The following is a 26349-nucleotide window of genomic DNA, read 5'->3' as shown; positions in this document are numbered from 1 at the left end:
GCCGGGCCGACCAGACCACCAAGGTGCGCGGCATGTTCGTGCACCCCGGTCAGGTGGCCGCCATCGCCAAGCGCTTTCCGCAGGTGCAGCGCGCGCGGCTGGTGGTCAGCGGCGAAATGGCCAACGACCAGATGGTGCTGCGGGTGGAAACCACCGAAACGGCCGAGGGCCTGGCCCACCAGTTGGGCGACGCCATCCGCGAAGTGACCAAGCTGCGCGGCGATGTGGAAATGGTGCCGCCCGGCACCCTGCCCAACGATGGCAAGGTGATTGAAGACGCTCGCAGCTACCGCTAACTGCGAGTGGTGTGGCAGCGCATACCCCGCCAGCGCTGTTGATTTGCCACAAATATCGGGCACCTGAAGCGATGCCCGGCGGTCTCTATACGCCCGTCTGCATCAGGGATAACCCGTGCACACGCTATCAAATAAATAGCTGCCAGCGCTTGACACAAAAGCGCTGCAGCTATTTTTCGTTAAAGACATTACAGCGTGGCGGCTACGTACAACCCGCATTACCCAGAAAAAACGTCCTCGTTATCATCGCGCCGTCAATCAAAGGAGCATCCATGAAAACATTGCTGAAACTCTCGCTGGCCGCCACTGCCGTTATCACAGCCTTTGGTGCGCAAGCGCAAGAGTTCCCGTCCAAAGACAAGACGGTGACCCTGGTCGTGCCCTATGCCGCGGGCGGCCCCACAGACCGCGTGGCCCGCGACCTGGCCGAAGCACTGCGCAAGCCCCTGGGCGGCGTGAGCGTGGTGGTGGACAACGCGGCAGGTGCAGGCAGCACCATCGGCACCGCCAAGGCTGCACGCGCCGCGCCCGACGGCTACACCCTGCTGCTCAACCACATCAGCATGTCCACCATGCCCACGATGTACCGCAAGCTGGCCTTCAACGTGGTGAACGACTTTGAATACCTGGGCATCATCAACGACGTACCCATGACGCTGATCGCCAAGCCCAGCATGGCGGCCAACAACTACAAGGAACTGTCCACCTGGATCAACCAGAACAAGGGCAAGATCAACCTGGGCAATGCCGGCCTGGGCTCTGCATCGCACCTGTGCGGCCTGATGTTCCAAAGCGCCCTGCAGGTGGACATGACCCCCGTGCCCTACAAGGGCACCGCCCCCGCCATTACTGACCTGATCGGCGGCCAGATCGACCTGCTGTGCGACCAGACCACCAACACCACCAGCCAGATCGAAGGCAAGAAGGTCAAAGCCTACGCCGTGACCACCACCAAGCGCCTCACCACGCCTGCGCTCAAAGACCTGCCCACGCTGGCCGAGTCCGGTTTGAAGGACTTCAATGTGACCATCTGGCACGGCGTGTACGCCCCCAAGGGCACACCGGCTGACGTGCTCAAGAAGCTGAACGAGGCCATCAAGGCTGCGCTGAAGGACCCCGAGTTCATCAAGAAGCAAGAAGGCCTGGGCGCCGTGGTAGCCACCGACAAGCGCATCGAGCCTGCCGAGCACAAGAAGTTTGTGCAGTCTGAAATCGACAAGTGGGGCGCTGTGATCAAGGCCGCCGGCACCTACGCCGACTAAGCTCTGTGATGGGCAGGAATTGCCCGAGCCACACCAGCCACCGCGCCCCCCGGCCCGGTGGCTTTTTTCATGGGTTGGCGGCCGCGTGTTCGGGTAATCCATCTGCCCTTGCAGCACCCGCGCGCGTAGAACTGAGGGCACAAGGTATCGCACACGCAACGCCCCAGATTCGAGAAGGAATGGCCCCATGACATCGCAGCACCACTTCCACACCCCCGCCAGCTCCCGTGCACAAATCCAGGCCCGCAGCCAGGCACGCAGCCGCCGCAAGGCCTTGGCGTTGGGCCTCACCGTCACGGCCATGGGCGCCATGGCGCTGGCTGCAGCTGCTGCCCTGCTGGCACCGGGCAACGCGCATGCACAAGCCGCAGGCTGGCCCACTAAGCCGGTGCGCATCGTGGTGCCGTTCGCACCCGGCGGCACCACCGACATCCTGGCGCGCGCCATGGCGCCCGAGCTGAGCCGTGCGTTCGGCCAGCAGTTCATCGTGGACAACCGCGCAGGCGCGGGCGGCAACGTGGGGGCTGAAGTAGTGGCCAAGTCGCCCGCTGATGGCTACACGCTGCTCATGGGCACCGTGGGCACGCACGGCATCAACCGCGCGCTGTACGCCAAGCTGCCTTACGACCCAATCAAGGACTTCGCACCCATCACTCTGGTGGCCGCTGTGCCCAACGTGATGGTGATGAATCCCGACAAGGCCAAGGCCCTGGGCGTGACCAATGTGCAGGAGTTCATCAAGGCGGCCAAGGCCAACCCCGGCAAGCTGAACATGGCCTCCAGCGGCAACGGCACCTCCATCCACCTGGCGGGGGAGCTGTTCAAGAGCATGACGGGCACCTTCATGCTGCACCTGCCCTACCGTGGCTCGGGCCCGGCGCTGATGGACATGGTGGCGGGCAATGCCGATGTGATGTTTGACAACCTGCCTTCGTCCATGGCGCAGATCAAGGCAGGCAAGCTGGTGGCCCTGGCCGTGACCAGCAGCCAGCGCTCTACCGCGCTGCCCGATGTGCCCACAGTGGAACAAGCCGGTGGCCCTGCCCTCAAGGGCTATGAAGCCAGTTCCTGGTTTGGCCTGCTGGCCCCGGCCGGAACGCCCGCAGACATCGTCAACCGCATTCAGCAAGAAACGGCCAAGGCATTGGCCAGCCCGGCGGTAAAAGAGCGGCTGATGGCCCAGGGTGCCATTCCTGGCGGAAACACACCGGCAGAGTTTGCGCGCCACATCGACAACGAACACCAGAAATGGGCCGGGGTGGTGAAAGCCTCCGGCGCGAAGGTCGATTGATATTTGGCTGACGCCGCCCTCAGCATCAGGGCGCGTCAGCCACTAAACACCCCACACCACGTCGCAGCCCTCTTGCTGGCTGCGGCGAAGCAGGTTGATGAAAGGCGTGGCGCGCTGGCGCAGGTGGACGGTGTCGTTGGGTTCGTCGTCAGCCGGGTTCGCATCGGCAGAACCCGCCTCTTGCTGAGCAGCTGCCTGGGCAGCGCGCAGGCGGGCTTCATCACGGGCCACGGCGGCCTCCAGCGCGGCCAGGGCGGCGGGGATTTGCGCCGCTGTCACGATGCCGGTGGGGCCCGGCGTCTTGCCGATGATTTCCAGGATTTGCCGGCCTTGCGGCTCCAGCAGGATGAGGTCCGCCGCAGCACGGGATTTGAATTTGTACAACATGGCGCAGAACTCCGAATGGCGGGTTGCTCGGTGAGGCAACCGAAGCATTAGCTTAACCGCCTCTGCGCGGGAGCGTGTCAGCGTATACCGATCAACGCCCTAGGAGCCAGACAAATACACTCTGATTCAATTTTGATTCAAAAGCGCCTTCAGGGAGCCTCTGCACGAATCACCGCGCCGTGTGCATCTGCGGACTCGAGCGGTCTGCGGCGTTGCAAATGCTCGCAATAGCTGCGGCTATTGCTGCGCTTTGCGCCTTGCAGCCCATCCCGATCCGCAGCGCACACTTTCCGCTCAATTCGTGCAGAGGATCCCTAGGGCTTATCCATCAAGCGCTAGCAGCTATATTTTCAATAGCATCAACCCTGCTCCTGGCAGCCCGTGGGCGCCCAGGCAGCCCTCAAGCGGGGCAGCACGCGGCGCTGCCACCAGCCCAGCACCATGGGCCCGTAGAGGATGCAGCCCAGCGCGCCAGCAATCAGCGGCAAGGCCGCAAACACCCAGCCGGTGAGCAGCTCGCCCCCCAGCGCCACGCCCACCAACAGGGCCACGGCCGGGTTCACAAACGAATAGCTGCCCGCCAGCGCGGCCGTGGTGTTTTGCAGCAGCCACAGGTAGGCATTGAGGGCCACCATGGTGCCAAACACCAGCAGGTAGAGCCAGGCGGCCCACGACTTGGCGCTGATCTGCGACAGCGTGGGCACGGGCTCCACGCACAGCGCCACCACCAGCCCCATCGCCCCGCCCACAAACCACTGGGCCGCCGCAGCCATGGTGGGCGCGGGCAGCGAGAGCTTGCGCGAGGCGTAGGAGCCCAGGCTCCAGCACAGGGGCGCGGCAAAAGCCAGCAATGCGCCCACCCAGGTGGCAGAGAAGTCACCCTCCATCGCCAGCAACAGCGCGCCCACCACGCCCAGGCCCAGGCCGATCCAGCTCGTCAGGGGCACACGCTCGCCACCCCAGCGCGTCCACAGCGCCAGCCACATGGGCATGGTGGTGACCACCGTGGCCATCAAGCCCGAGCCAATGCCCAGCTTCTGCGCAAAGCCGATGAAGTTCATCGCCAAAAACACCATCAGCCCGCCCACCAGCGCCGAGTTGCGCCACTGCAGCGCCGTGGGCAGTGCGTGGCCCTGCGCCAAGGCAATGAGCAGCATGACCACGCCCGCGCACAGAAAGCGCACCGCGTTCATCAACAACGGAGGCATGGTCTGCAGGGCGATGCTGGTGGCGAAATACGTGGTGCCCCACACCACGTAAACCAGCAGCAGGGCCGTGGCAACCGCCCAGGAGCCACGGGAACGCGCTTGCACATTGAAATTTGCCGGCATATTCTTCACCTTACCGAATAATTTATGGAAACCTTGAGGTTTTCGGAATTTTTACCAAAAACAGGCGCCAATGCAAGCAAATATTCAGACAGATGACATCGACGCCAGAATTATTTCGGCCCTGGGGGCTGATGGCCGACGTTCATACGCCGATGTGGGGGCCGAGGTGGGCCTGTCCACTGCAGCGGTGCACGAGCGGGTGAAGAAGATGCTGGACAAGGGCGTGATCCGCCGCTTCTCGATCAGCGTGGACCCGGAGCGCGTGGGCTTGAACTTCACGGCGTTTGTGGCCATCCGCAACGACGGCGGCATCCACTGCCGCGACGTAGCGCCCCGGCTGCGGGCCATGCCGCAGGTGGAAGAGCTGCACAGCGTGGCGGGGGAGTACGACTTCCTGGCCAAGATCCGCACCACGCACGCGCGGGCGCTGGAAGACGTGATCTACGAAATCAAGGCCATTGCCGGTGTGGCCCGCACCACCAGCACCGTGGTGCTCAACACCGAATTTGAAGACCGGCCCCTCGACCTGTCCTGGGTGAATGCGGCCAAGGCCGACTGAGAATGAGACTGGGCTGGTGAGTTGGCGCCGCGCCTGCAGGCACGGCGCATTCACCATCAGGCGACAGCAGAGGGTGCAAAAGCCCTGGGCATGTCCTGCTGCACGGGCAGCGGCGGCATCACCCCACGCGCCAGTGCGCGCGTGATGGCAAGGTAATGGGCCAATGGGGGTGTGGCTAGCCCCGGCACTTTGGCCAGGTCGTCGTATCGGCGCAGACGAATCGCCTCCTGGGCAAACGGCTGGCTGGCAAAACGCTGGGCATCGGCCACGGTGAAGGCCCCGCCCTGCAGCACCAGGCTGTGTTGCGAAGCGGGCGACAGGGTTTCCCAATAGCCGGGCTGCATGGTGCACAGGTAGCGCTTGGCATCCACATGCAGGCGAATGGGCTCCAGCACCGCATCAGGCAACAGGCCACGCAGGAACGGCAGGGCCACGTACTGGTGCAGGTCATCCTGCTCGGCAGTGTCACCCCCTGGGGCCAGCAGATGACCCAGGTCGTGCAGCAACGCAGCGGCCACGGTGGCAGGCGTCTCGCCCGCCTGCTCTGCCAGCTGGGCGCATTGCAGGGCGTGCTCCAGTTGGCTCACCGCCTCGCGACCATACTGGTGAAAGCCACGGGTGGACAGCAGATGCTCGATGTCGTCAAAGCTGAGTGCCATGCAAGCCTCCGGTCAGATCAATGCCTTGCGGATGCGGGCCGAGACCACATCAATCGCACTCACGGTGACAACGATGATGAGCATCACCGCGCAGGTCTCGGCGTACTGGAAACCGCGGATGATTTCCCACAGCACCACACCAATGCCGCCTGCGCCCACCATGCCCACGACCGAGGCCGAACGCACGTTGGCCTCAAAGCGGTACAGCGTGTATGAAATCCACAGCGGCATGACCTGCGGGATCACGCCGTAGATGATTTCGTGCAGGGCGCTGGCACCAGTGGAGCGGATGCCCTCCACCGGTTGCGGGTCAATGGCCTCCACGGCTTCGGAAAACAGCTTGGCCAGCGTGCCCGAATTGTGAATCCACAGCGCCAGAACGCCTGCAAACGGGCCCAGGCCCACGGCCACCACGAACAGCATGGCGAACACCATTTCGTTGATGGCGCGAAACGCATCGAGCACCCGGCGCACGGGCTGGTAGACCCACCATGGAACGATGTTGGACGAAGCCAGCAGCGCCAGCGGCACCGCCGTGATGACGGCCAGCGCCGTGCCCCACAGGGCAATCTGCAGCGTGACCAGCATCTCCTGCACGTACAGCTGCCACTGGCCAAAGTTGGGCGGAAAGAACTCCGCCGCATAGCGGGCCATGTTGCCCGAGTCGTTCAGCAAGTCCAGCGGGCGCATGTCTGCGCCCTTCCAGGACGCAGCCAGCAGCACCAGCAGAACACCCCAGGAGAAGTACCAGACCAGGCTGCGCTTAGGCGCTGGGGTGCTGGCCAGTGCGGCCAACGAGGGATTCATTGCAGAGGACATGGGAATACCGGGCAACAACAGACGGGCGATTTACTTCAGGGATGCCAGTTGCTGGTCGATTTCGGCCAGGCGGCTTTTCTTGTCGGCATCGGCCAGGGTGGCATCGGCCTCGATCTTGTTGCGCTTGCCGAACAGGTCGAGTTGGCGGATCGGCGTGAGCTGCGCATTGGTCGATGGCTTGAAGCCAGCGAGCTTGGAGATCTTCATCACGATGCCCTTCTCGCGGGCATCGGTCTTGGCGTAGTTGTAGAAGAAGTCGCGGATCTTGGCCTTGGTGGCTTCAGGCATTTCCTTGTTCAGCACCAGGGGGTCCAGCGGGATGAGGGGCGAAGTCCAGACGATCTTGATGTCCTTGAACTTCTCAGGCTGGCGTTCCTTGATCTTGTCGAGGTTTTCGCTGTTGTTGGTGGCCACATCGACCTGCTTGTTGGCCACGGCCAGGGCGTTGGTCTCGTGGTTGGCGCTGCGCACGATCTTGAAATGCGTCTTCACGTCGATCTTGTTCTGGGCGAAGGCGTAGTAGCCGGGCACCAGGAAGCCCGAGGTGGAGTTGGGATCGCCATTGCCAAAGCTCAGCGACTTGCCGTTCTTGAGCACGTCGTCCAGCGTGGCCAGGGGGCTGTCCTTGTGCACAATCAGGTGCGAGTAGTAGCCCTGTGTGCCATCAGCATTGACCATCTGCGCAAACACTTCGCCGTTGGCACGGTCCACGGCTTCCATGGCCGACTTGTTGCCCAGCCAGGCCACCTGCACCTTGTTGAAGCGCATGCCTTCGATGATGCCGGCATAGTCCGGTGCGAAGAACGCCTTGATCTTCAGACCGGTCTGCTTGGCCATGTCGTCCAGCAGGGGCTGCCAGTCGGCCTTGAGGTTTTGCGTGGCTTCGGTGGAGATGATGCCGAAGTTGACATCCTGGGCGTTGGCGGCGGACAGACCCAGACCCAGCGCCATGGCGGCGCACAGTTGCTTGAACATGGAAGACTCCTGAAAAGGACGTGAAAACAAACGGGAGAAAAACGCGTGCGGGCAGCGCTCAGGCGGCCTGCACCATGGCAGGCGACCACTGGGGCGCTTGCGCGGGTGTTGCGATGGGGGCCACCGGATGGATCGACGGCACGGCCGTGGCGGTGTCTGCCAGGATTTCGTCGGCATGCACGCCGTACAGGCTGCGCAGCAAAGCGGGGGTGAGGGCCGCCGAAGGGCCGTCGTACACCACCTGGCCCTGGTGCAGCGCCACCACGCGGGGGCAGTAACGCACGGCCATGTCCACCTGGTGCAGCGACACGATCACCGTGCAGCCATCTTCGCGATTGATGCGCGCCAGGATCTCCATGACCTTGCGCGAGGATTCGGGGTCCAGCGAGGCGATGGGCTCATCGGCCAGCACCACCTTGGCGCCCTGCACCAGCGTGCGGGCAATGGCTGCGCGCTGCTGCTGGCCACCCGACAGAGTGGACGCACGCTGCGCATGGCATTCGGCAATACCCACACGGCCCAGAGCTTCCAGCGCCAGGGCACGCTCATGCGGCTTGAACATGCGCAGCCAGCCGCGCCACCAGGGCGTGCGGTGCAGCATACCCACCAGCACATTCATGAGCACGGGCAGGCGGTCCACCAAGTTGAACTGCTGGAAGACAAAGCCCACCTGCGAACGCACCGAGCGGACGTTGCTGTGGATACGGCCCGCACGCTGTACGCAGCGGCCGTCCACTTCGATGAGCGACTCGCTGGAGGCATCAGCCACCGCCAGGCCCGCCACATGGCGCAGCAAGGTGGACTTGCCTGAGCCCGAGGCCCCGATCAACGCCACCATTTCACCGGGCTGCACCGTGAGGTTGATGTCACGCAAAGCGTGCTTTCCGTTGGCGAAATGCTTGTTCAGTTGCTGAATGTGCAGGGCTGCGGGCATGAATGGTCTCCTCAGAGGCTGAAGTCGTCTAGACAACCAAAGTGTGGTTGCAGCGCATGACAGTGCTTTGACAGTTGGAAGAAATTTGGGTGTCAAACCAGAGCGCTTACAAGACGCGCTGCCCCTCGCGCCACACGCCCCGCACCACGGCCTGGTGGCCGCCGCAGGGCAGTTCGGCCATGTGCACCTGCACCAGGTCGGCACGCAATCCGGTGGCCAGCTCACCCCTGTCTGCCATGCCAGAGGCACGTGCCGGGTTGCGGGTGACGGTGGCCACGGCCTGCGGCAACGTGAGCACCTCGTCCTGCACCAGCCGCATCACGGCGCTGAGCAGGCTGCCCGGCACGTAGTCGGAAGAAAGGATGTCCAGTAAGCCTGCGCGCGCCAGATCGGCCGCCGCCACATTGCCGGAATGCGAGCCGCCCCGCACCACGTTGGGCCCACCCATCACGGTGAGCAAGCCGCGCCCGTGCGCCGCGCGTGCCGCCGCCATGGTGGTGGGAAACTCCGACATCGCAGCCCCCTCGGCATGGGCCTGCTCCACGTGCGCCACCGTGGTGTCGTCGTGGCTGGCCAGCGAGATGCCGTGCGTGCGGCAGTAATCGACAAAGTAGGCACGGTGCGGCTCGGCGTATTGGGCTTGCAGCGTGGCTGCGTGCTGCACCTGGCGCTCGAACTTCTCCTGGCTCCAGCCCTTCTTGCCGGTGTAGTAGGTGCGCGCCTGCTCAATGTCTTCCCACTGGCGCTGACCCGGGGTGTGGTCCATGAGCGAGATCAGCGACAGACGCGGGTGGCCGTGGAAGGGCTCAAACAGGTCGATGGTATTGGGCGCAGGCAGCTCGCAGCGCACATGCAGGTGGTGGTCCGCACGCAGCAGGTTGCGCTCGGTGCAGGTGTCGATGGTGTCGAGCACGCGGTTCCAGGCGCTGCCGCGCAGGCTGTCGGCATCGGCCTCGCCCACTCCCAGGGCGTCCAGTACAGTGGTGATGCCCGCCGCCGCAATCTCGGCATCATGTGCCAGCAGGGCGGGCATCTCGGCCCACTGCACCTTGGGGCGGGGCATGAGATGGCGCTCGAAGTTGTCGGTGTGCACTTCCACCAGCCCAGGCAGCAGATAGTCGCCACCCAGGTCAATGCCTTGCAGCGCCGATGTGGCGCCACTGTCCAGCGCAGCGATGCGGCCATCGGCCACCTGAAGGCTACCCTGCACCACCTCGCCAGGCAACACCATGCGGGCGTTCTTGAAGACCATGGCGCTCATGCGGCACCTCCGCGAAAGTCGCCCACGTTCACACGGCGGGTGGCCACCGCAGCACCGACATGTGCGTCGTGAAAGATACCCACCAGCGCGGCGCCACGGGCCACGGCTTCGCGGATCAGGCCAATCACCGTTTCGGTGTTGGCGGCATCAAGCGACGCGGTGGGCTCGTCCAGCAGCAACAGGGGCTTGGGCTTGATCATGTTGCGCGCAATGTTGATGCGCTGCTGCTCTCCCCCCGAGAAGGTGGCAGGCGGCAGGTGCCACAGCCGCTCAGGAATGCGCAGGCGCACCAGCCACTGGCGGGCTTGCTCGCGTGCGGCTTCCAGCGCCGCCGGGTCATCGCCCGCATCCTCTGCCAGCGGTTCTGCCACCACATCCAGGGCCGACACGCGGGGGATGACGCGCAGGAACTGGCTCACATAGCCCACGGTATCGCGCCGCAGCTGCACCAGCTCGCGCGGGGTGGCCTGGGTCACATCGACCAGCGCACCACTGGCAGAGCGCACCGTGATGCTGCCCGCGTTGGCGCGGTAGTTGGCATAGACCATCTTGAGCAGCGTGCTCTTGCCCATGCCGGAGGGGCCGTCCAGCACCACGCATTCGCCAGGCTGCACGCGCAGGTTCACCTGCTCCAGCACGGGCAGCTCAACGCCATTTTGGTGGTGCAGGGTGAAGCGCTTGGCAACGCCTTCCATCTGCAGGATGGGTGCATCGATCAGGGTGTTCATGGCTGGAGTACCGAAGAGACTAGAAGCTGGGTATAGGGGTGTTGTGGGTCGTCGAGCACCTGGTCGGTCAGGCCCGACTCCACCACGCGACCACGCTGCATGACCACCATGCGGTGCGCCAGCAGGCGTGCCACGGCCAGGTCGTGCGTGACGATGATGGCAGCCAGTTGCATCTGCCGCGTGAGCTGGCGCAGCATGTCCAGCAGGCGTGCCTGCACCGAGACATCAAGGCCCGACGTGGGCTCGTCCATGAACACCAGACGCGGCTGGGTGACCAGGTTGCGGGCAATCTGCAAGCGCTGACGCATGCCGCCCGAGAAGGTGCGCGGTGCATCGTCAATGCGGGCTGCATCGATCTCCACGCGCTGCAGCCACTCCATCGCGGTGGAGCGCAACTTGCCGTAATGGCGCTCGCCCAGGCCCATGAGGCGCTCGCCCACATTGGCCCCGGCCGATACGTCCATGCGCAGGCCATCCGCCGCGTTCTGGTGCACAAAGCCCCAGTCGGTGCGGGCCAGCAAGCGCTGCTGTGCTTCGCTCATGGCGTACACGTCCTGCAGCTCGCCATTGCGCTGGCGAAACTGAACGGTGCCTTCATCCGGGGCGCTGCGCGCCGCAATCGCATTGAGCAGCGTGGACTTGCCGGAGCCGGACTCGCCCACCACGGCAAGCACCTCACCAGGCCACAGGTCAAAGGACGCGCCTTGCAGCGCCACGCGGTCGCCATAGCGCTTGCCAACGTTGCGCACGCTCAGCAGCGGCGCGGGGGAATGTGCGGTGTTCATGTCAGGGTGTCCACAACGAAACTGAGGCCGTGCTGTGCAAAGCCCAGCGATTCATAAAAGGCATGTGCGCCCTTGCGGCGCAGGTTGGACGACAGCGCAAGCTTGTAGCAGCCCGCCTCACGGGCTTGCTGCATGGCGTGGGCCATCATCTGGCGGCCAATGCCCATGCCCTGCTGACCTGCAGCCACCACCACGTCTTCGACGATGGCCGAGGGCGCCCCACGGTGGGCCAGGTTGTGCATGACGAGCAAGGCGTAGGTGCCCACCACCGCGTCCTTTTGGGCGGTATCGCATGCCACCCACAGGCGGTAGCTGGGGTAACGGGCAAACTGCGCCCACACGGTTTGCGCCTCTTCGAGGGTGAGGACGTCGGCAGGGCTGTCTTCAATGGCTGAGTACAGCGCGAGTACGCTCTCCAGATCGGACTTCCCTGCCTCGCGGATATGCACCGTACTCATGCACCAGCCCCCTTGGCATCAGCAGCCTCGGCTTGCTGGGCCTGGCGCTCCTGGCAATAGTCGGAGTCCGAGCACACATGCATCCGCGTGCCCTGGTCGTCGGTGATGACTTCATCCAGAAAGCTGTCGGTGGCACCGCACAGCGCGCAGGCGGCATCCCAGCGCTGCACCTCAAAGGGGTGGTCTTCAAAGCCCAGACTCTCCACCGGCGTGTACGGCGGCACCGCGTAGATGCGCTTTTCCCGGCCTGCACCAAACAGCTGCAGCGCAGGGTTCATGTGCATCTTGGGGTTGTCGAACTTCGGAATGGGCGACGGCGCCATCACGTACCGGCCATTGACCAGCACAGGGTAGTCATACGTGGTGGCGATGTGGCCGTAGCGGGCGATGTCCTCGTACAGCTTCACATGCATCAGCCCGTACTCAGCCAGGCCGTGCAGGGTGCGCGTTTCGGTCTCACGCGGCTCCAGGCGCTGCATGGGCTCGGGCACCGGCACTTGGTAAACGATGACCTGGCCTTCGGCCAGCGGCGTTTCTGGGATGCGGTGGCGCGTCTGGATCAGCGTGGCCTCGCGGGTGCGGGTGGTGGTGGCCACGGCCGTGGTGCGCTCGAAGAAGCGGCGGATGTTGACGGCATTGACCGTGTCGTCCGAGCCCTGGTCAATGACCTTGAGGCAGTCCTGCGGGCCGATGATGGAGGCCGTGACCTGGATACCACCGGTGCCCCAGCCGTAGGGCAGCGGCATTTCGCGCGATCCAAACGGCACTTGGTAGCCGGGGATGGCCACGGCCTTGAGGATGGCCCGGCGGATCATGCGCTTGGTGCGCTCGTCCAGGTAGGCAAAGTTGAAATGACCATCCACCGGCGCAGCGTCGGTGGGCAGGCCCATCACGGCGGTTTCCATCGGTGCGTTCATGCAGCGTCTCCCTGTTCGGCGGTGGTGGCTGGGGCGGCGTTGCGCATCTTGCGCACCAGCTCCAGTTCGGACTGAAAGTCCACGTAGTGCGGCAGCTTCAGGTGCTGCACGAAGCCCGAGGCTTCCAGGCTGTCGCTGTGGCCCAACACAAATTCCTGCATCTGCGCGGGGGACTCCACCGGCTCACCCAATTCGTCGGCCCGCAGCGCCCGATCCACCAGGCTCATGGCCATGGCCTTGCGCTCGCTGTGGCCAAACGCCAGGCCGTAGCCGCGCGTGAACTGCGGTGGCTGGATCTTGCTGCCGGCAAACTGGTTCACCATCTCGCACTCGGTGATTTCGATGTCGCCGATGTCGATGGCAAATCCAAGTTCTTCCGGCTCGATCTGTACCGCCACGGTGCCCAGGCGCACCTCGCCGACGAAGGGATGCGAGTGCGAATAACCGCGCTGCGTGGAGTACGCCATGGCCAGCAGAAAACCTTCGTCGCCGCGCGCCAGGTTCTGCAGGCGCGTGGCGCGGTCGGCCGGAAAGCGAAGCGGTTCACGCGTCAGGTCGGTCGGTGCCGGGTCGCCCGGTGGCACGGGGCGTGTTTCGATCAGGCCTTCCTGGTTGAGCAAGTCGACCACGCGCGGTGTGGAACCGGGCTGCGGCGCGGGGGCACCGGCGCTTATGCGCACCTCAGGCTGGCGGCCTTCGGCCAGCAGGGTGAAATCCAGCAGGCGCTGCGTGTAGTCGTAGGTGGGGCCCAATACCTGCCCGCCCGGCAGATCCTTGAAGGTGGCCGAGATACGGCGGTCCAGCGCCATGCGGCTGGTGTCCAGCGGGCAGGTGGTGCCCAGGCGCGGCAGCGTGGCGCGGTAAGCGCGCAGCAAAAAGATGGCTTCCACCAAGTCGCCCGCGGCCTGCTTGATGGCCAGCGCGGCCAGCTCGGGGTCGTACACCGAGCCTTCGGTCATCACCCGATCTACCGCCAGCTTGAGCTGCTGGCGGATTTGGGCCACCGAGAGTTCAGGCAACGCGGCATCGCCCCGGCGCTGTTCGGCCAGCAGGCGGTAGCTGTTGAGAATGGCGGCTTCTCCGCCCTTGACGGCTACGTACATGGATCAGGCCTCCTGGGGCTGCGGCTCAGCCACCGCGTTGACGATGCGGGTGGTGCGCGGCAGGCCCACGATGTGGGTGGGCGTGCCGAGCAGCACATCCACCCCCTTGGGGAAGCCGGCATGGTTCTGGACCCATGCGTGCAGGAAACCCGTGGGCAGCCCCTGCACGCCCAGCGCCGCCGTGCGCTCAATGCCGGGGCCTGTCAATTGCCAGGCGCCTTCGTCCGCAGCGCCCTCTTCGGCGCTGGCCACATCCACCACGCAGGTGGCAGACTGATCCGGGTAAATGTCCGAACCCTGGGCCAGGCTGCTGAGCTCGGGGATGGCATCGCCCTCCCCCACCCAGACAAACCGCGCATCGCCAGCCTGACTGACCAGCGTGCAGCCAGTGTGAAAGCGCAGCCAGGCACCTGCTTCGCTGGCTTCCAGGCGGGGCGAGAGCCACAGCGTGCAATCGCTGTCGAGCAGTGCCAGCAGCGCGGCGGCGGATGCCGCGTGGCCTGCGGCGGGCGTTTGCGCGTCATGCACTACCGCCACGCGGCGGCCAGGGTGCGACAGCGCCTGCAACACGGCGCGAAAAACCGACTGGCTGCCGAACGCCTCGTTCGAAAAGCCTGCGCCCAAAGACGCCAAAGTGGGGGTGCTCATTCGTCGTCCTCGTCTGAATCAGAGCCGCTTTCACGGGCCACGGTGAAAAAGTCCACCTTGGTGCTGGCGGCACGCGCCTGGCGGGTGGCCTGCACACTGCGCAGGTGGCTGCGGATAGGCTCCAGCAGTTGCGCATCCAGCGCCGCTTGGCGGGCAGGGTTTTGCAGCAGGGCATCGGCCAGGGCCGCCAGGTGCACCTGGCGGTGCGAGCGGCCCAGCACATAGGCCACGCCTACGGTCGCTTCTGCGTCGGCTATCCCAGGTTGCGCCACACGCAAGGCGCAGCGGGTCACGGTGACTTCACCCAGGTTGAAACGCTCACCCGTGCCACCCGCACGGCCCTGCACCATCATCAGGCCGGTTTCGGGGGTGCGTAGCCAGCGTGCAGGGCGGTGCACTTCGTCGTGCAGCGCAGATTCGAGCAGGCCGAGCGGCGCCCGGGCCAGCAGCGCCATCCACTGCGCGCGCTCCAGCGGCCTGCCGGGGCCGGGGTTGTCAAAGGCTTGAAACATGAAAGTGGTAATCTGAAAGTTGTATAGACAAATCGAACAACTGGCGCCAGCTTAAAGAGCGCTCATGTAGGTTTCATGACAGCCAACGCACTCCCTTCAGGCCCCCTGCAACACACCGCAACGCCCACACGCCCTGCACGCGACAGCTTCTGGACGCGCATCGCCACCGAACTGGCAGACGCCATTGGCAGCGGCATCTATGCCCCTGGCGAGCGGCTGCCGTCCGAGCACGCGCTGGCTGAGCAGTTCGGCGTGAACCGCCACACCATCCGCCGCTCGCTGGCCAGCCTGTGCAGCCAGGGGCTGGTGCGCATCACCCAAGGCAGCGGCACCTATGTCGAAGATTTCGCGGTGGACCTGGTGCTGGGCAAGCGCACGCGCCACCAGCAGGGTCTGGCCCAGGCGGGCCTGCGCGGCAGCCTGGTCGTGCTGGGGGAAGAAACCGTGCGCGCCACGGCCGCCCTGGCCAAGGCACTGCAAGTGCCTGCGCGCAGCCCACTGTTGGCATTGCGCGTGCGGGGCGATGCCGAAGGCCAGCCGCTGCACCTGAGCGAGCGTTACTTTCCCCTGCCGCGCTTTGCCAACCTGGCCCAGGTGGTGCGCGAAACAGGCTCCATCACCGCAGGCTTTGCCGCCCATGGCGTGGCCGACTACACCCGGCGCGAGAGCCGCATCACCGCCGAGCTGCCCATCTCCGAAGTGGCAGCCCAGTTACGCCAGCCCGCCACGCGGCCCGTGCTGCTAGTGGAAAGCCTGAACGTGGATCCGAGCGGTAACCCCATCGAATGGGCGCGGGCCTGGTTTGCGGGCGACCGCGTGAAACTCACCATTGACCACCATGAACACTGAATCCGCCACCCCGCAGACAGCCACCACTGCCCACCGTTACGCGGTGTACTTCGCCCCCAGCCCCGGCACCCTGGGCTGGCTGGCCGGCAGCCACTGGCTGGGGCGCTGTGCAGCCCAGCTGCAGCCCCTGCCGCAACTGGACATCCATGGCGTGGCCTCTGCCGACCTTCAGCGCCTGACTGCAGCGCCGCGACGCTATGGCTGGCATGCCACGCTGAAGGCACCCTTTGCCCTGGCACCGGGCACCGACTGGTTTACGCTGCACCACGCCGTGCAGCAGGTGGCGCGCCGCCTGACGCCTTTCACCATGCCGCCCATGCAGGTGCAGCGCATTGACGACTTCCTGGCACTCGTGCCCATGCCATCGCACCCAGCCAACGCGGCCATTGACGCGGCTGCAGCCGCTTGCGTCACGCAGCTGCACCCTCTGTCGGCGCCGCTGTCCAGCAGCGAGCTGGCACGGCGCCGCGCTGCAGGCCTGACGGCACCGCAAGACGACTTGCTGCAACGCTGGGGCTACCCCTTTGTGCTGGAGGAGTTCCGCTTCCACATGTCGCTCACGGGGCCGTTGTCGCTGGTCGATGAAAACACGCAGGCCCTGGTGCTGGATGCAGCGCAGCAGTTCTTCTCAGACCTGCCCACGCTCCAGTTCAACCATCTGGCCCTGTTCGCAGAGCCCACGCCCGGTGCTGATTTCGTGCTACTGGACCATCTGGAGCTGGGCCAGTGAGCGCGCGCCTGGTCTATGTGATGGGCCCTTCGGGCGCGGGCAAGGACAGCCTGCTGGGCTGGCTGCGCCAACACCTACCCCCAACCAGCCCGCTGCACTGGGCACAGCGCACCATCAGCCGCCCACTGCAACAGTCCCACGCCCGTGGAACCGAACAATACGAAAGCGTGTGCCCGGCCACGTTTGCGGCGCTGCGCAGCGAGCAGGCCTTTGCATTGCACTGGGATGCGAACGGCCTGGGCTATGGCGTGCGCCATGCCCAACTGGCACCGCTGGCGCAGGGCCGCTGGGTGCTGGTGAATGGCTCGCGTGCCCACCTGCCGCAGGCGCTGGCCACCTTTGAGCACCTGCTGCCCGTGCACATCACAGCCAGCCCGGCGGTGCTGCGCGAGCGGTTGCTGGCGCGCGGGCGTGAAACACCTGACGAGGTGGAAGCCCGTGTGCAGCGCGCGCAGGCGTTTGAACCACCCAGGGGCTTAGCCCACATCGAAATCCACAACGACTCCACGCTGGAGAAGGCAGGACAGCAGTTGCTAGCCACCTTGCAACAGGCACCGGGCTGGCCGGCGTAGTGCGATTGCAGTGACTCCGATGGCACACTTTGCTCCCCCTGCCCCGCCCGTGCGTGGGGCTCAGAACCTGCTCCAACACCATGTCTGACATCACGATCTATCACAACCCCAAGTGCGGCACCTCGCGCAACACCCTGGCCATGATCCGCAACAGCGGCGCCGAGCCCCTGGTCATCGAATACCTCAAGACTCCCCCGGATCGCGCCACGCTGCAAGCGTTGATCGCGGCCACAGGCAAGCCCGTCATCGACGCCGTGCGCACCAAGGAAGCCCTGTTCACCGAACTGCAGCTGGGCGCACCGGGCGTGACCGATGCGCAGCTGATCGACGCCATGCTGGCGCACCCCATCCTCATCAACCGGCCCATCGTCGTCACCCCGCTGGGCACTCGGCTGTGCCGCCCCTCGGAGCTGGTGCTGGACATCCTGCCCGCACCGCAACAGGGCGCGTTCACCAAGGAAGATGGTGAGGTGGTGGTCAACGCACAGGGCCAGCGGGCCTGACCCAAGCAGCGCCCATCCGCAGGGGTGGGCCGCTTCACCAAGCACCTGCGATGGCAAACCCCTCCCAGCGCTGGACGGTCGCCCGTCTGGGCACGGCGCAGACCCTGTCCTGGGCCTCGTCGTACTACCTGCCGGCCATGCTGGCCGTGCCCATGGCACGCGACCTGGGGGTGACAGCACCCACCGTGTTTGCGGCGTTTTCGCTGGCACTCATCGTGTCTGCCCTGCTGGGGCCTTTGGCGGGGCATGCCATTGACCGGCACGGCGGCCGGCCGGTGCTGGTCAGCACCAACCTGCTGTTCGCCGCCAGCCTGGCGGCTATGGGCTTGGCGCAAGGGCCAGTGGGCCTTTTTGCCGCCTGGGTGCTGATGGGCGTTGCCATGGGCTCGGGCCTTTACGAAGCCGCCTTTGCCACGCTGGTGCGGCTGTATGGCAACGGCGCGCGAGGGGCCATCACGGGCATCACACTGATTGCCGGGTTTGCCAGCACCGTGGGCTGGCCTTTGTCGGCATGGATGGAAGTGCAATGGGGCTGGCGCGGCGCCTGCTTTGGCTGGGCGGCGTTGCATCTGCTGCTGGGCGTGCCGCTCAACGCGTGGCTGCCCAAGGCACCGGGGCCTGCAAATACCCTGCACAGCCAGAGCCCCACAGCCACTGCAGACCAGGCAACGCCCGCCTCCAGCGCACCACCCGCTGCAGTCCTGCGCGCCACGGTGCTGCTGTCTTTTGTGTTCGCCGTCACCTGGTTCACCAGCACGGCCATGGCTGCGCACTTGCCGCGCCTGCTGCAGGCCAGCGGCACATCGCTGCAAGCGGCCGTGGCCATGGCGGCGCTGGTGGGCCCCGCGCAGGTGTTAGCGCGCTTGCTGGAGTTTGGGCTGCTGCGTCGGCTGCATCCACTGCTGTCAGCACAACTGGCGGCGGCCGCCCACCCCGTGGGCGCTGCGCTGCTGGTGCTGCTGGGGTCGCCTGCTGCAGCCATGTTCACCGTGCTGCATGGCGCAGGCAACGGCATTCTGACCATTGCCAAAGGCACGCTGCCCCTGGCCCTGTTCGGGCCCGCCGGCTATGGCGCGCGGCAGGGGCTGATGATGGTGCCAGCCCGCGTGGCGCAGGCCTTTGCGCCGGTGCTGTTCGGCATGTTGCTTGATGGCGTGGGCGCTGCCGTTGTGTGGCTCACGGCCGGGCTGGGCGTTGCCGCACTGGCGGCACTGTGGGTGCTGCGGCCGCTGGCGCGGGCTTGATCAGCCGCGCGGCACCGCAAAGGCGGCGCGCGCCTGCAACGCTTTGGCACGGGCGTGGCAGCCTTCCAGATGGTCGTTGACCAGGCCCATGGCCTGCATGAAGGCATACACCGTGGTGGGGCCTACAAAGCTCCAGCCGCGCTTTTTCAGGTCTTTGGACAAGGCCACTGAAGCAGCGGTGGACGTGAGCGTGCGGGCGGCTTCAAGCGTCAGCACGGCGGGCCGGTCCGCCGCGCCGGGCTCGTACTGCCACACGTAGCGGGCCAGCGAGCCAAACTCGCGGCGCAGCTCCAGCACGCGGCGGGCGTTGTTGATGGTGGACTCGATCTTGCCCCGGTGGCGCACGATGGCGGCGTCCTGCACCAGCCGCTCAACATCGGCCTGGTCGAAGGCGGCCACCTGCTCGGCGTCGAACTGGGCAAACGCGGCGCGAAAGCCCTCGCGCTTGTTCAGAATGGTCAGCCAGCTCAGGCCCGACTGAAAGCCCTCCAGGCAGATTTTTTCGAACAAACGCCGGTCATCCGCCACCGGAAAGCCCCACTCGTGGTCGTGGTAGTGGCGGTACAGCGGGCTGGCCTTGCACCAGGCGCAGCGCGGGCAGGCGGCGTCATCCGCAAAAAGGCCCTGGGGCAAGGGGGCCGCGCTGTTGGGTGAAAGGGCTTCGTTCATGCGGCCATTCTAGGAAGGGGCCGCGCCACGCTGCTGACAACCCCGCCCACCCACCAGGACGCGCCATGTCGTACCCTTAGCACCTGTTCTGACACCATGCGCCCGCGTTTTCGCTTTTCCCGTTCCCGCTGTATCGCACTGGCCTGCGCGCTGGTGCTGCCAGCCCTGCTGCTGGGCTGCGCACAAACGCGCGATGCCCTGGGCTACTACTGGCAGTCGGCTCACGGCCACGCACAGCTCATTCAAGCCGCCCGGCCGCTGGACGAATGGATCGCCCAGCCGGGCACCCCACCCGCCCTGCGCACGCGCCTGCAGCTGGCCCAGCGCGCCCGCGCCTTTGCGGTGGCCGAACTGCACCTGCCCGACAACGCCAGCTACCGCCGCTATGCGGACCTGAAGCGCCCCGCCGCCGTGTGGAACGTGGTGGCCGCGCCGCCGGATGCGCTCACGCTGCACACCTGGTGCTTTCCGGTGACGGGCTGCATTGGCTACCGGGGCTACTTTGACCAGGCCGACGCGCAGGCCGAAGCGGACCAACTGTCCGCCCAGGGGCTGGAGGTGGACGTGTACGGCGTGCCCGCCTACTCCACGCTGGGCTACATGAACTGGGCCGGGGGCGACCCGCTGCTGAGCACCTTCGTGGGCTGGCCCGAGGGCGACTTTGTGCGCCTGCTGTTCCACGAACTGGCGCACCAGGTGGTGTACGCGCAAGGCGACACCGTGTTCAATGAATCGTTCGCTACGGCCGTCGAACGCCTGGGCAGCGCCCGCTGGATGGCCGAGCACAGCACCCCCGAGGCCCGCGCCGCCCTGGCCGCCAGCGAGCAGCGCCGCGCCCAGTGGCGCGCCCTGACCCGCGCCACCCGCGCCGAGTTGCAAGCCATTTATGAACAAAATCAGGCCGCAGCGCTTGATACACAAGCGCTAGCAGCTATCAAATCAGAAGCAATGCAGCGCTTTCGGGCAAACTATGCCCAGCTGCGTGCGCAGTGGCTGGCGGCCATGCCCGGCAATACGCCCCACACCCAGCTGGCGGGCTACGACCGCTGGGTGGCCAAGGCCAACAATGCCAGCTTTGCAGCCCAGGCGGCCTATGACGAGCTGGTGCCCGCATTTGAAGCCCTGTTCGAACGCGAGGGCCGCGACTGGCCCCGGTTTTATGATGCCGTGCGACAACTCACCCAACTGCCCCAGCCCGAGCGCCACGCCGCGCTGCGGGCACTGGCAAAAACCTCTCAGTCTCTGACCCCATCCAAGGAGAAACCCGGTGTCTGACCTTCACATCCAACGCGACCACCACCTGGGCCTGCCCCGCGCCCGCGAAGTGGCGCGTGCCTGGGCCCGCAAGGCCGAGGAAAAATTCGACATGGAATGCACCTACGAAGAAGGCGACACGCAGGACACCCTGAGCTTCACCCGCGCAGGCGTAGCTGGCACCCTGCTGGTGGACGCGCAGCAATTCGACATGACGGCCAAGCTCGGCTTCCTGTTCAGCGCCTTCAAGGACCGTATCGAAACAGAAATCAGCGGTCAGCTCGACGAGCTGCTGGGCACGCCCAACCCCACCTCGGTGGCCTGACGTGCCCAGCATGGCCCCCAGCGTTCTCATCAGCGAAGTCGGCCCGCGCGACGGGCTGCAGTCCATTGCCACCACCATGCCCACGGCGCACAAGCTGCGCTGGGTGGATGCGCTGGTGGATGCTGGCCTGCGCGAGATCGAGGTCGGCTCTTTCGTACCCGCCAAGCTGCTGCCGCAAATGGCCGATGTGGCCGGGGTGGTGCGCCACGCCGTGGCCAGGCACCCGCACATCACCGTGATGGCGCTGGCCCCCAACCTGCGCGGCGCCGAAGCCGCACTGCAGGCCGGAGCGCACAAGGTGACGCTGCCGGTGTCGGCCAGCGAGGCGCATTCGCTGGCCAATGTGCGCAAGACACCCGCCGCCATGGTGCAAGAGCTGCAGGCCGTGGTGCAACTGCGCGCCGACACCGCACCGCATGCGCTGATTGAAGTGGGCCTATCGACCGCCTTTGGCTGCACGCTGCAAGGCGCGGTGCCCGAGGACGACGTGATCCGCCTGGCCGTGCAATGCGCCGAAGCGGGTGTGGACGAGGTGGGCCTGTCGGACACCACCGGCATGGCCAACCCAGCCCAGGTGCGCCGCCTGTTCACCCGACTGCGCGGCGAGCTGGGCCCCAAGGCGGGCGCGGCCCACATGCACAACACACGCGGCCTGGGCCTGGCCAACTGCCTGGCCGCCTACGACGTGGGTGTGCGCACGTTCGACGCATCGCAAGGCGGGCTGGGCGGCTGCCCCTACGCGCCCGGAGCCTCAGGCAACGTCGTCACCGAAGACCTGGTGTTCATGTTCGAAGCGATGGGCATCGCCACCGGCGTGGACTACAACCTGCTGATGGCCGCACGCGAAGCACTGCAGTCGGGCCTGCCTGACGAGCCCCTGTACGGCATGACTCCCCTGGCCGGTCTGCCCAAGGGCTGGCAGCCCGCGGCCTGACCCAGCCAAGCCCCGACGGAGACCGCCTTTTGGGCACCACCGCCCTGCCCCCGCACCGCCTGTACTACCTGCACAATTTTGTGCGCGCGCTCGACTGGCTGCGCACCCGCTATGCCGACGTGCTGGGCGCGCCGGAGCAGGACTTCATCGCCCGTTTTGCGCAACTGCCCGAACCCGCCCAGGCGCTGCTGGTGCGGCTGGTGATGCGGCGCGGCCCGTGGTTTCGCGCGGGCAAGCTGGCGTATGAAGAGATTGGCGACATCCACACCGCCGCCGCGCCGCTGCTGGCCCTGGGCTGGCTCGATGCCGCAGCACCCATGGCGCTGGCCGAGCTGTTTGCCATGCACACCCATCGCGAGGTGGCGGCCCTGTTTGCCGCCCCCGGCCCGCACCCGCCGCAGCCCAAGTCGCTGACCAAGGCCGCGCTGCTGCAAGCACTGCTGCCGCACCACCCCGCCGCCCAACCCTACCGCCAATGGCACCCCGTCAGCACCGAAGCCGTATGGCGTGTGGCACAAGAGGTGACGGCGCTGTGCACCCGGCTGCGGCTCATGTTCTTTGGCAACCTGCACCAAAGCTGGTCGGAATTCGTACTGGCCGACCTGGGGCTGTTCCAGTACGAGGTGGTGCCGTTTGATGCGCAATCGAGGGCGTTTCAATGCCGCGCCGATGTGGATCACTACCTTGCGCTGCACGCCCTGCGCCAGGCGCTGGACGATGGCGCAGAACGCACGCCCCTGCTGGCCGCCGCATTGCAAGCCACCACCCCCAACCCCTGGCTGGAACGCCGCCGCGCCAAACTGCTGATGCGCCTGGGCGAGGCCTGCGAAAAAGCGGCCGACTGGCCACTGGCCGAGCAGGCCTACGCCCACAGCCAGCACCCCGGCGCACGGCACCGGCGCATCCGCGTGCACGAGCGCATGGGCCGTCATGCAGATGCCTTGACGCTGGCACTTCAGGCCCAGGCCGCACCCGAAAGCGATGAGGAAGGCCAGCGCCTGGCACGCATGCTGCCGCGCCTGCACCGCGCTGCCGGGCTGCAGGCGGGCGCAGTGGCGCGCCCAAAGAAACCCACCCGCCAAGCGGTTGCACAGCAGGCCACCCACACACTCACCCTGCCCCACCCAGGCCATGCGACTTCGGTGGAATGGGCGCTGCGCCAGCACTGGCACACCGACGAAGCGCCTGTGTTCTACACCGAGAACGCACTCATCAACAGCCTGTTCGGGCTGCTGTGCTGGCCCGCCATGTTCGCGCCACTGCCGGGGGCGTTCTTCCACCCCTTCCAGGGTGCGCCCGCCGACCTGAATGCGCCCGACTTTGTGGAGCGCCGCGCAGCCCTCTTTGCCGAATGCCTGCTCGCGCTGGAGGATGGCCGCTACCGCGCTCTCATCCGGGAGCGGTTTGCCAGCAAGCAAGGGCGACTGTCGCCCCATGTGTTCTGGGGGGCGCTGAGCGAACCGCTGCTGGAGCTGGCCCTGCACTGCATTCCCGCCGCGCACCTGCGACTGTTTTTTGAGCGCCTGCTGCAAGCCCCGGTGGCCCACCGCAGCGGCCTACCAGATTTGGTACGGTTCTGGCCCACACGCCCCGCCGAGCAGCGCTACGAACTGGTCGAAGTCAAAGGCCCGGGCGACAAGCTGCAAGACAACCAGATCCGCTGGCTGCAGTATTGCCACGCCCACGGCCTGCACGCCAGCGTGTGCCATGTGCGCTGGCGGGATACGCCTGGCATGGAGCCCCTCATGGGCGCGACGGGCACATGACCACACCCCTTACAACCTCGGCCCCGCTGACAGTGTCGGTGCGTGCCCTGTGCGCCTTCACCGCCCGCACGGGCGACCTGGACCTGCGCTTCACCCCCGCCCCCAGCGCGCTGGAGGGCATGGAAAGCCACCGCCTGGTGCAAGGCCGCCGGGGCGATGGCTACGAGGCCGAAGTGGCGCTGAGTGGCCTGTTCCAGCAGCTCACGGTGCGTGGGCGGGCCGACGGGTTTGACGCAGCCCGCCAGCAGCTCGAAGAGATCAAGACCTACCGGGGCCAGCTCGACGGGGTGCGCCCCCACCAGCGCGCCCTGCACTGGGCGCAGGCGCGCGTGTACGGCCACCTGCTGTGCCAGACCCGGGGACTGGAGCGCCTGCAGGTGGCGCTGGTCTATGTGCAAACTGGCACGGGGCAAGAGACCGAGCTGGTCGAAACCCACACCGCCGCCGACCTGCAAGCGCACTTTGAGGCGCTGTGCGCGCGCTACCTGGATTGGGCGCACAGCGAGCAGCAGCACCGCCAGGCCCGCGATGCAGCGCTGGCGGCGCTGACCTTTCCGCACGGCAGCTTTCGCGCCGGGCAGCGGGTGCTGGCCGTGGCTGTGTACCGCAACGTGGGCCACGGCAGCAAGGACGACAAGGGTGGCAACGAAGACGGCGGCCGCTGCCTTCTGGCGCAGGCCCCCACGGGCATTGGCAAAACGCTGGGCACGCTGTTCCCGCTGCTGCAGGCCAGCGCGCGCAAGGGGTTGGACAAACTGTTCTTCCTGACCGCCAAGGGCACCGGCCATGCGCTGGCCCTCGATGCCCTGGCCCGTGTGCACGAGCAACTGCGCACGTCTTCCCCCATCCCACCCCTGCGCGTGCTGGACGTACTGGCCCGCGACAAGGTCTGCGAGCACCCCGACAAGGCCTGCCACGGCGAGTCCTGCCCGCTGGCACAGGGCTTTTACGACCGGCTGCCCGCCGCACGCCAGGCCCTGGCGCAGCACACCAGCCTGTGGGATGACCCCGCCGTGCGCAGCACCGCGCTGGCGCACGGCATCTGCCCCTATTACCTGGCGCAGGAAATGGCGCACTGGTGCGATGTGGCGGTGGCCGACTACCACTACTTCTACGACAGCGCCGCCATGCTGTATGCCCTGACGGTGGCGCACGGCTGGAAGGTGGGCGTGCTGGTGGACGAGGCCCACAACCTGCCCGACCGCGCCCGCCGCATGTACACCGCCGAGCTGCACCAAGGCACGCTGGCCGATGCCCGTGCGGCCGCCACCGGCCCTGTGCGCAAGGCGCTGGACGCGCTGCAGCGGCAGTGGAATACCATCCACCGCGATCAGGTGGACGTGTACTGCGCCCACCCAGCCCTGCCCGACGCCTTTGTGCAGGCGCTCCAGCGCGCCATTGGCGCGGTGGCCGAGGCGCAGACCGATGCGCCCCTGCTGCCCGGCGACCCGGTGCTGGCGCTGTACCTGGACACGCTGCACTTTGCCGCCATGGCAGAGCAGTTCGGCAACCACGCGCTGCTGGACGTGACGCTGGACCCACCGCGCTACGGGCGCCGGGGTCGCTCCAGCACGCTGTGCATTCGCAACGTGGTGCCCGCCCCGCACTTGGCGGCGCGCCACGCAGCAGCGCACAGCAGCGTGCTTTTCTCCGGCACGCTCACACCGCCTGCGTTCTACCGCGACCTGCTGGGCCTGCCGCCCGATACGGGCTGGGTGGATGTGGAATCGCCCTTTCACAGCGGGCAGCTGGCGGTGCACACGGTGGGGCACTTGTCCACCCGCTTTGCCGACCGCGCGCAGTCGCTGGACCCCATCGCCCACCTGATGGCCGAGCAGTTTGCGCGCCTGCCGGGCAACTACCTGTGCTTTGCCAGCAGCTTTGACTACCTGCAGCGCATTGCTGCGCAGCTGCAGAAGGACCACCCCGAGGTGCCCCAGTGGCAGCAAACGGCGGGCATGGACGACGCGGCCCGCCAGGCGTTTCTCGACCGCTTTCAGGAAGGCGGCCAGGGCATTGGCTTTGCCGTGCTGGGCGGGGCGTTCTCAGAAGGGGTGGACTTGCCCGGCCACCGGCTCATTGGTGCCTTCATCGCCACGCTGGGGCTGCCGCAGGTCAACCCGGTGAACGAAGAAATGCGCCGCGCGATGGACCGGCACTTTGGCGCGGGCAAGGGGTATGACTACACCTACCTCTTCCCGGGCCTGCGCAAGGTGGTGCAGGCGGCGGGCCGGGTGATCCGCACCGAGCAGGACCAGGGCGTGGTGTTTCTGATCGACGACCGCTTCCGTCGCACCGCAGTGCAGGCCCTGCTGCCCGCGTGGTGGGCACTGGATCAGGCACCGCCGCCCCAGCCTGGCGGGTAAACGCCGGCCCCAAAAACAAAGCGGCCCGCAGGCCGCTTGAGGGGAAGGCACCACGGAAGGTGGCGCCTTGAAAACTGCGATCAGCTCAGCTCGGTAATCAGGTCGATGTACTGCTGCTTGGCGGCATCGGCTTCGGTGCCCTTGAGCTTTTCCCAGGCGTCCCACTTGGCACGGCCCACCATGTCGGAGAAGCTGGGCTTCTTCTCGGTGTT

At 66.4% G+C, this 26349-nt stretch carries 29 protein-coding genes and 1 pseudogene; 14 read left to right on the top strand and 16 right to left on the bottom strand.

Translation table 11 applies throughout. The annotated features are described in order from the left end of the window. From AADJ04_RS11085 to AADJ04_RS11075, 3 genes and pseudogenes are all read left to right on the top strand, one after another. A pseudogene (locus AADJ04_RS11085) lies at nt 1-296 on the top strand (phenylacetate--CoA ligase family protein); the annotation flags it as partial. A gap of 272 nt (nt 297-568) precedes the next feature. Beyond that, nucleotides 569-1558: a tripartite tricarboxylate transporter substrate-binding protein gene (locus AADJ04_RS11080; RefSeq protein ID WP_341239643.1), complete on the top strand. Its 990-nt coding sequence runs from the start codon at nt 569-571 to the stop codon at nt 1556-1558. Between the two features lie 301 nt (nt 1559-1859). Beyond that, complete coding sequence (locus tag AADJ04_RS11075) at nt 1860-2849, top strand: tripartite tricarboxylate transporter substrate binding protein (protein ID WP_341239645.1); 990 nt, start codon at nt 1860-1862, stop codon at nt 2847-2849. Between the two features lie 42 nt (nt 2850-2891). On the opposite strand, the gene AADJ04_RS11070 is transcribed toward AADJ04_RS11075, so the two are convergent. Next, the gene (locus AADJ04_RS11070) at nt 2892-3236 is read right to left on the bottom strand and encodes a DUF1840 domain-containing protein (protein WP_341239642.1); all 345 of its coding nucleotides are present in this window, start codon (nt 3234-3236) and stop codon (nt 2892-2894) included. Between the two features lie 359 nt (nt 3237-3595). Then, a complete protein-coding gene (locus tag AADJ04_RS11065) occupies nt 3596-4567 on the bottom strand; it encodes an EamA family transporter (protein WP_341239641.1) in 972 nt (323 codons plus the stop codon). A gap of 70 nt (nt 4568-4637) precedes the next feature. Between AADJ04_RS11065 and AADJ04_RS11060 the strand changes: the two genes are divergently transcribed. After that, nucleotides 4638-5126, top strand: a complete 489-nt coding sequence (locus AADJ04_RS11060; RefSeq protein WP_233099640.1) for an Lrp/AsnC family transcriptional regulator — start codon at nt 4638-4640, stop codon at nt 5124-5126. 56 nt (nt 5127-5182) lie between these two features. Here AADJ04_RS11060 and AADJ04_RS11055 read toward each other — a convergent pair whose 3' ends face one another. The 12 genes from AADJ04_RS11055 to phnG form a co-directional block, all read right to left on the bottom strand. Further along, on the bottom strand, nt 5183-5785 hold the full coding sequence (locus AADJ04_RS11055; RefSeq protein WP_341239640.1) for a phosphonate degradation HD-domain oxygenase: 603 nt from the start codon (nt 5783-5785) through the stop codon (nt 5183-5185). A 12-nt stretch (nt 5786-5797) separates the two neighbouring features. After that, nucleotides 5798-6604, bottom strand: coding sequence for a phosphonate ABC transporter, permease protein PhnE (gene phnE / locus AADJ04_RS11050; RefSeq protein WP_341239639.1), 807 nt, complete (start codon nt 6602-6604; stop codon nt 5798-5800). 30 nt (nt 6605-6634) lie between these two features. Further along, nucleotides 6635-7579 carry a phosphonate ABC transporter substrate-binding protein gene (phnD, locus tag AADJ04_RS11045; RefSeq protein ID WP_044395533.1) on the bottom strand — a complete coding sequence of 315 codons (945 nt, stop codon included), beginning with the start codon at nt 7577-7579 and terminating at the stop codon, nt 6635-6637. A 58-nt stretch (nt 7580-7637) separates the two neighbouring features. Next, nucleotides 7638-8513, bottom strand: a complete 876-nt coding sequence (phnC, locus tag AADJ04_RS11040) for a phosphonate ABC transporter ATP-binding protein (protein ID WP_341239638.1) — start codon at nt 8511-8513, stop codon at nt 7638-7640. Nucleotides 8514-8619: 106 nt separating this feature from the next. Next, nucleotides 8620-9774 (bottom strand): alpha-D-ribose 1-methylphosphonate 5-triphosphate diphosphatase, encoded by a 1155-nt coding sequence (locus tag AADJ04_RS11035; protein ID WP_341239637.1) that lies wholly within the window; start codon nt 9772-9774, stop codon nt 8620-8622. Beyond that, nucleotides 9771-10502, bottom strand: coding sequence for a phosphonate C-P lyase system protein PhnL (gene phnL / locus AADJ04_RS11030; RefSeq protein ID WP_341239636.1), 732 nt, complete (start codon nt 10500-10502; stop codon nt 9771-9773). The genes AADJ04_RS11035 and phnL overlap by 4 nt, the downstream gene beginning before the upstream one ends. Next, the gene (gene phnK / locus AADJ04_RS11025; RefSeq protein ID WP_044395527.1) at nt 10499-11287 is read right to left on the bottom strand and encodes a phosphonate C-P lyase system protein PhnK; all 789 of its coding nucleotides are present in this window, start codon (nt 11285-11287) and stop codon (nt 10499-10501) included. The genes phnL and phnK overlap by 4 nt, the downstream gene beginning before the upstream one ends. Continuing rightward, on the bottom strand, nt 11284-11745 hold the full coding sequence (locus AADJ04_RS11020; RefSeq protein ID WP_044395526.1) for a GNAT family N-acetyltransferase: 462 nt from the start codon (nt 11743-11745) through the stop codon (nt 11284-11286). The genes phnK and AADJ04_RS11020 overlap by 4 nt, the downstream gene beginning before the upstream one ends. Next, nucleotides 11742-12662, bottom strand: a complete 921-nt coding sequence (locus AADJ04_RS11015; protein WP_044395524.1) for an alpha-D-ribose 1-methylphosphonate 5-phosphate C-P-lyase PhnJ — start codon at nt 12660-12662, stop codon at nt 11742-11744. The genes AADJ04_RS11020 and AADJ04_RS11015 overlap by 4 nt, the downstream gene beginning before the upstream one ends. Continuing rightward, on the bottom strand, nt 12659-13765 hold the full coding sequence (locus tag AADJ04_RS11010; protein ID WP_044395522.1) for a carbon-phosphorus lyase complex subunit PhnI: 1107 nt from the start codon (nt 13763-13765) through the stop codon (nt 12659-12661). The genes AADJ04_RS11015 and AADJ04_RS11010 overlap by 4 nt, the downstream gene beginning before the upstream one ends. Before the next feature lie 3 nt (nt 13766-13768). Continuing rightward, on the bottom strand, nt 13769-14413 hold the full coding sequence (phnH, locus tag AADJ04_RS11005; protein WP_044395520.1) for a phosphonate C-P lyase system protein PhnH: 645 nt from the start codon (nt 14411-14413) through the stop codon (nt 13769-13771). Continuing rightward, a complete protein-coding gene (gene phnG, locus AADJ04_RS11000; RefSeq protein ID WP_044395518.1) occupies nt 14410-14925 on the bottom strand; it encodes a phosphonate C-P lyase system protein PhnG in 516 nt (171 codons plus the stop codon). Before phnG ends, phnH begins: the two co-directional genes overlap by 4 nt. A gap of 75 nt (nt 14926-15000) precedes the next feature. Here phnG and phnF point away from each other — a divergent pair, with 75 nt between their 5' ends. The 5 genes from phnF (at nt 15001) to AADJ04_RS10975 (ending at nt 18823) form a co-directional block, all read left to right on the top strand. Further along, nucleotides 15001-15774, top strand: a complete 774-nt coding sequence (gene phnF / locus AADJ04_RS10995; RefSeq protein WP_044395516.1) for a phosphonate metabolism transcriptional regulator PhnF — start codon at nt 15001-15003, stop codon at nt 15772-15774. After that, complete coding sequence (locus tag AADJ04_RS10990; protein WP_044395515.1) at nt 15764-16504, top strand: DUF1045 domain-containing protein; 741 nt, start codon at nt 15764-15766, stop codon at nt 16502-16504. Before phnF ends, AADJ04_RS10990 begins: the two co-directional genes overlap by 11 nt. Then, the gene (phnN, locus tag AADJ04_RS10985; RefSeq protein WP_240485264.1) at nt 16501-17076 is read left to right on the top strand and encodes a phosphonate metabolism protein/1,5-bisphosphokinase (PRPP-forming) PhnN; all 576 of its coding nucleotides are present in this window, start codon (nt 16501-16503) and stop codon (nt 17074-17076) included. Before AADJ04_RS10990 ends, phnN begins: the two co-directional genes overlap by 4 nt. Nucleotides 17077-17156: 80 nt before the next feature. After that, entirely contained in the window at nt 17157-17579 is a 423-nt protein-coding gene (gene arsC / locus AADJ04_RS10980) for an arsenate reductase (glutaredoxin) (protein WP_044395827.1), read from the top strand. 50 nt (nt 17580-17629) lie between these two features. Further along, nucleotides 17630-18823, top strand: a complete 1194-nt coding sequence (locus AADJ04_RS10975) for an MFS transporter (RefSeq protein WP_044395514.1) — start codon at nt 17630-17632, stop codon at nt 18821-18823. On the opposite strand, the gene AADJ04_RS10970 is transcribed toward AADJ04_RS10975, so the two are convergent. Beyond that, on the bottom strand, nt 18824-19492 hold the full coding sequence (locus tag AADJ04_RS10970) for a DNA-3-methyladenine glycosylase I (protein ID WP_341239635.1): 669 nt from the start codon (nt 19490-19492) through the stop codon (nt 18824-18826). It abuts the gene before it with no gap. A 96-nt stretch (nt 19493-19588) separates the two neighbouring features. Here AADJ04_RS10970 and AADJ04_RS10965 point away from each other — a divergent pair, with 96 nt between their 5' ends. From AADJ04_RS10965 to AADJ04_RS10945, 5 genes are read left to right on the top strand one after another with little or no spacing between them, the layout of a single operon-like run. Next, on the top strand, nt 19589-20767 hold the full coding sequence (locus AADJ04_RS10965; protein ID WP_341239634.1) for an aminopeptidase: 1179 nt from the start codon (nt 19589-19591) through the stop codon (nt 20765-20767). Next, entirely contained in the window at nt 20760-21071 is a 312-nt protein-coding gene (locus AADJ04_RS10960) for a polyhydroxyalkanoic acid system family protein (RefSeq protein ID WP_341239633.1), read from the top strand. The genes AADJ04_RS10965 and AADJ04_RS10960 overlap by 8 nt, the downstream gene beginning before the upstream one ends. Before the next feature lie 10 nt (nt 21072-21081). Continuing rightward, nucleotides 21082-22005, top strand: coding sequence for a hydroxymethylglutaryl-CoA lyase (locus tag AADJ04_RS10955; RefSeq protein WP_341239632.1), 924 nt, complete (start codon nt 21082-21084; stop codon nt 22003-22005). A gap of 29 nt (nt 22006-22034) precedes the next feature. Next, on the top strand, nt 22035-23771 hold the full coding sequence (locus tag AADJ04_RS10950; protein WP_341239631.1) for a VRR-NUC domain-containing protein: 1737 nt from the start codon (nt 22035-22037) through the stop codon (nt 23769-23771). Then, nucleotides 23768-26137 (top strand): ATP-dependent DNA helicase, encoded by a 2370-nt coding sequence (locus AADJ04_RS10945; RefSeq protein WP_341239630.1) that lies wholly within the window; start codon nt 23768-23770, stop codon nt 26135-26137. The genes AADJ04_RS10950 and AADJ04_RS10945 overlap by 4 nt, the downstream gene beginning before the upstream one ends. Nucleotides 26138-26217: 80 nt before the next feature. On the opposite strand, the gene AADJ04_RS10940 is transcribed toward AADJ04_RS10945, so the two are convergent. Then, nucleotides 26218-26349 (bottom strand): acyl-CoA-binding protein (locus AADJ04_RS10940; protein WP_341239644.1); only part of this gene is annotated, 132 nt, incomplete at its 5' end.

The organism is uncultured Acidovorax sp. (assembly GCF_964021665.1).
In the GTDB taxonomy this organism is placed as follows: domain Bacteria; phylum Pseudomonadota; class Gammaproteobacteria; order Burkholderiales; family Burkholderiaceae_C; genus Acidovorax; species Acidovorax temperans.
This window is presented reverse-complemented; position numbering and strand designations above follow the sequence as displayed.

Excerpts from the sequence above, each read along its gene's own strand:
- AADJ04_RS11080 (WP_341239643.1), top strand. The coding sequence starts at position 569 with ATGAAAACATTGCTGAAACTCTCGCTGGCCGCCACTGCCGTTATCACA.
- AADJ04_RS11075 (WP_341239645.1), top strand. The coding sequence starts at position 1,860 with ATGGGCGCCATGGCGCTGGCTGCAGCTGCTGCCCTGCTGGCACCGGGC.
- AADJ04_RS11070 (WP_341239642.1), bottom strand. The coding sequence starts at position 3,236 with ATGTTGTACAAATTCAAATCCCGTGCTGCGGCGGACCTCATCCTGCTG.
- AADJ04_RS11065 (WP_341239641.1), bottom strand. The coding sequence starts at position 4,567 with ATGCCGGCAAATTTCAATGTGCAAGCGCGTTCCCGTGGCTCCTGGGCG.
- AADJ04_RS11060 (WP_233099640.1), top strand. The coding sequence starts at position 4,638 with ATGCAAGCAAATATTCAGACAGATGACATCGACGCCAGAATTATTTCG.
- AADJ04_RS11055 (WP_341239640.1), bottom strand. The coding sequence starts at position 5,785 with ATGGCACTCAGCTTTGACGACATCGAGCATCTGCTGTCCACCCGTGGC.
- phnE (WP_341239639.1), bottom strand. The coding sequence starts at position 6,604 with ATGTCCTCTGCAATGAATCCCTCGTTGGCCGCACTGGCCAGCACCCCA.
- phnD (WP_044395533.1), bottom strand. The coding sequence starts at position 7,579 with ATGTTCAAGCAACTGTGCGCCGCCATGGCGCTGGGTCTGGGTCTGTCC.
- phnC (WP_341239638.1), bottom strand. The coding sequence starts at position 8,513 with ATGCCCGCAGCCCTGCACATTCAGCAACTGAACAAGCATTTCGCCAAC.
- AADJ04_RS11035 (WP_341239637.1), bottom strand. The coding sequence starts at position 9,774 with ATGAGCGCCATGGTCTTCAAGAACGCCCGCATGGTGTTGCCTGGCGAG.
- phnL (WP_341239636.1), bottom strand. The coding sequence starts at position 10,502 with ATGAACACCCTGATCGATGCACCCATCCTGCAGATGGAAGGCGTTGCC.
- phnK (WP_044395527.1), bottom strand. The coding sequence starts at position 11,287 with ATGAACACCGCACATTCCCCCGCGCCGCTGCTGAGCGTGCGCAACGTT.
- AADJ04_RS11020 (WP_044395526.1), bottom strand. The coding sequence starts at position 11,745 with ATGAGTACGGTGCATATCCGCGAGGCAGGGAAGTCCGATCTGGAGAGC.
- AADJ04_RS11015 (WP_044395524.1), bottom strand. The coding sequence starts at position 12,662 with ATGAACGCACCGATGGAAACCGCCGTGATGGGCCTGCCCACCGACGCT.
- AADJ04_RS11010 (WP_044395522.1), bottom strand. The coding sequence starts at position 13,765 with ATGTACGTAGCCGTCAAGGGCGGAGAAGCCGCCATTCTCAACAGCTAC.
- phnH (WP_044395520.1), bottom strand. The coding sequence starts at position 14,413 with ATGAGCACCCCCACTTTGGCGTCTTTGGGCGCAGGCTTTTCGAACGAG.
- phnG (WP_044395518.1), bottom strand. The coding sequence starts at position 14,925 with ATGTTTCAAGCCTTTGACAACCCCGGCCCCGGCAGGCCGCTGGAGCGC.
- phnF (WP_044395516.1), top strand. The coding sequence starts at position 15,001 with ATGACAGCCAACGCACTCCCTTCAGGCCCCCTGCAACACACCGCAACG.
- AADJ04_RS10990 (WP_044395515.1), top strand. The coding sequence starts at position 15,764 with ATGAACACTGAATCCGCCACCCCGCAGACAGCCACCACTGCCCACCGT.
- arsC (WP_044395827.1), top strand. The coding sequence starts at position 17,157 with ATGTCTGACATCACGATCTATCACAACCCCAAGTGCGGCACCTCGCGC.
- AADJ04_RS10975 (WP_044395514.1), top strand. The coding sequence starts at position 17,630 with ATGGCAAACCCCTCCCAGCGCTGGACGGTCGCCCGTCTGGGCACGGCG.
- AADJ04_RS10970 (WP_341239635.1), bottom strand. The coding sequence starts at position 19,492 with ATGAACGAAGCCCTTTCACCCAACAGCGCGGCCCCCTTGCCCCAGGGC.
- AADJ04_RS10965 (WP_341239634.1), top strand. The coding sequence starts at position 19,589 with ATGCGCCCGCGTTTTCGCTTTTCCCGTTCCCGCTGTATCGCACTGGCC.
- AADJ04_RS10955 (WP_341239632.1), top strand. The coding sequence starts at position 21,082 with ATGGCCCCCAGCGTTCTCATCAGCGAAGTCGGCCCGCGCGACGGGCTG.
- AADJ04_RS10945 (WP_341239630.1), top strand. The coding sequence starts at position 23,768 with ATGACCACACCCCTTACAACCTCGGCCCCGCTGACAGTGTCGGTGCGT.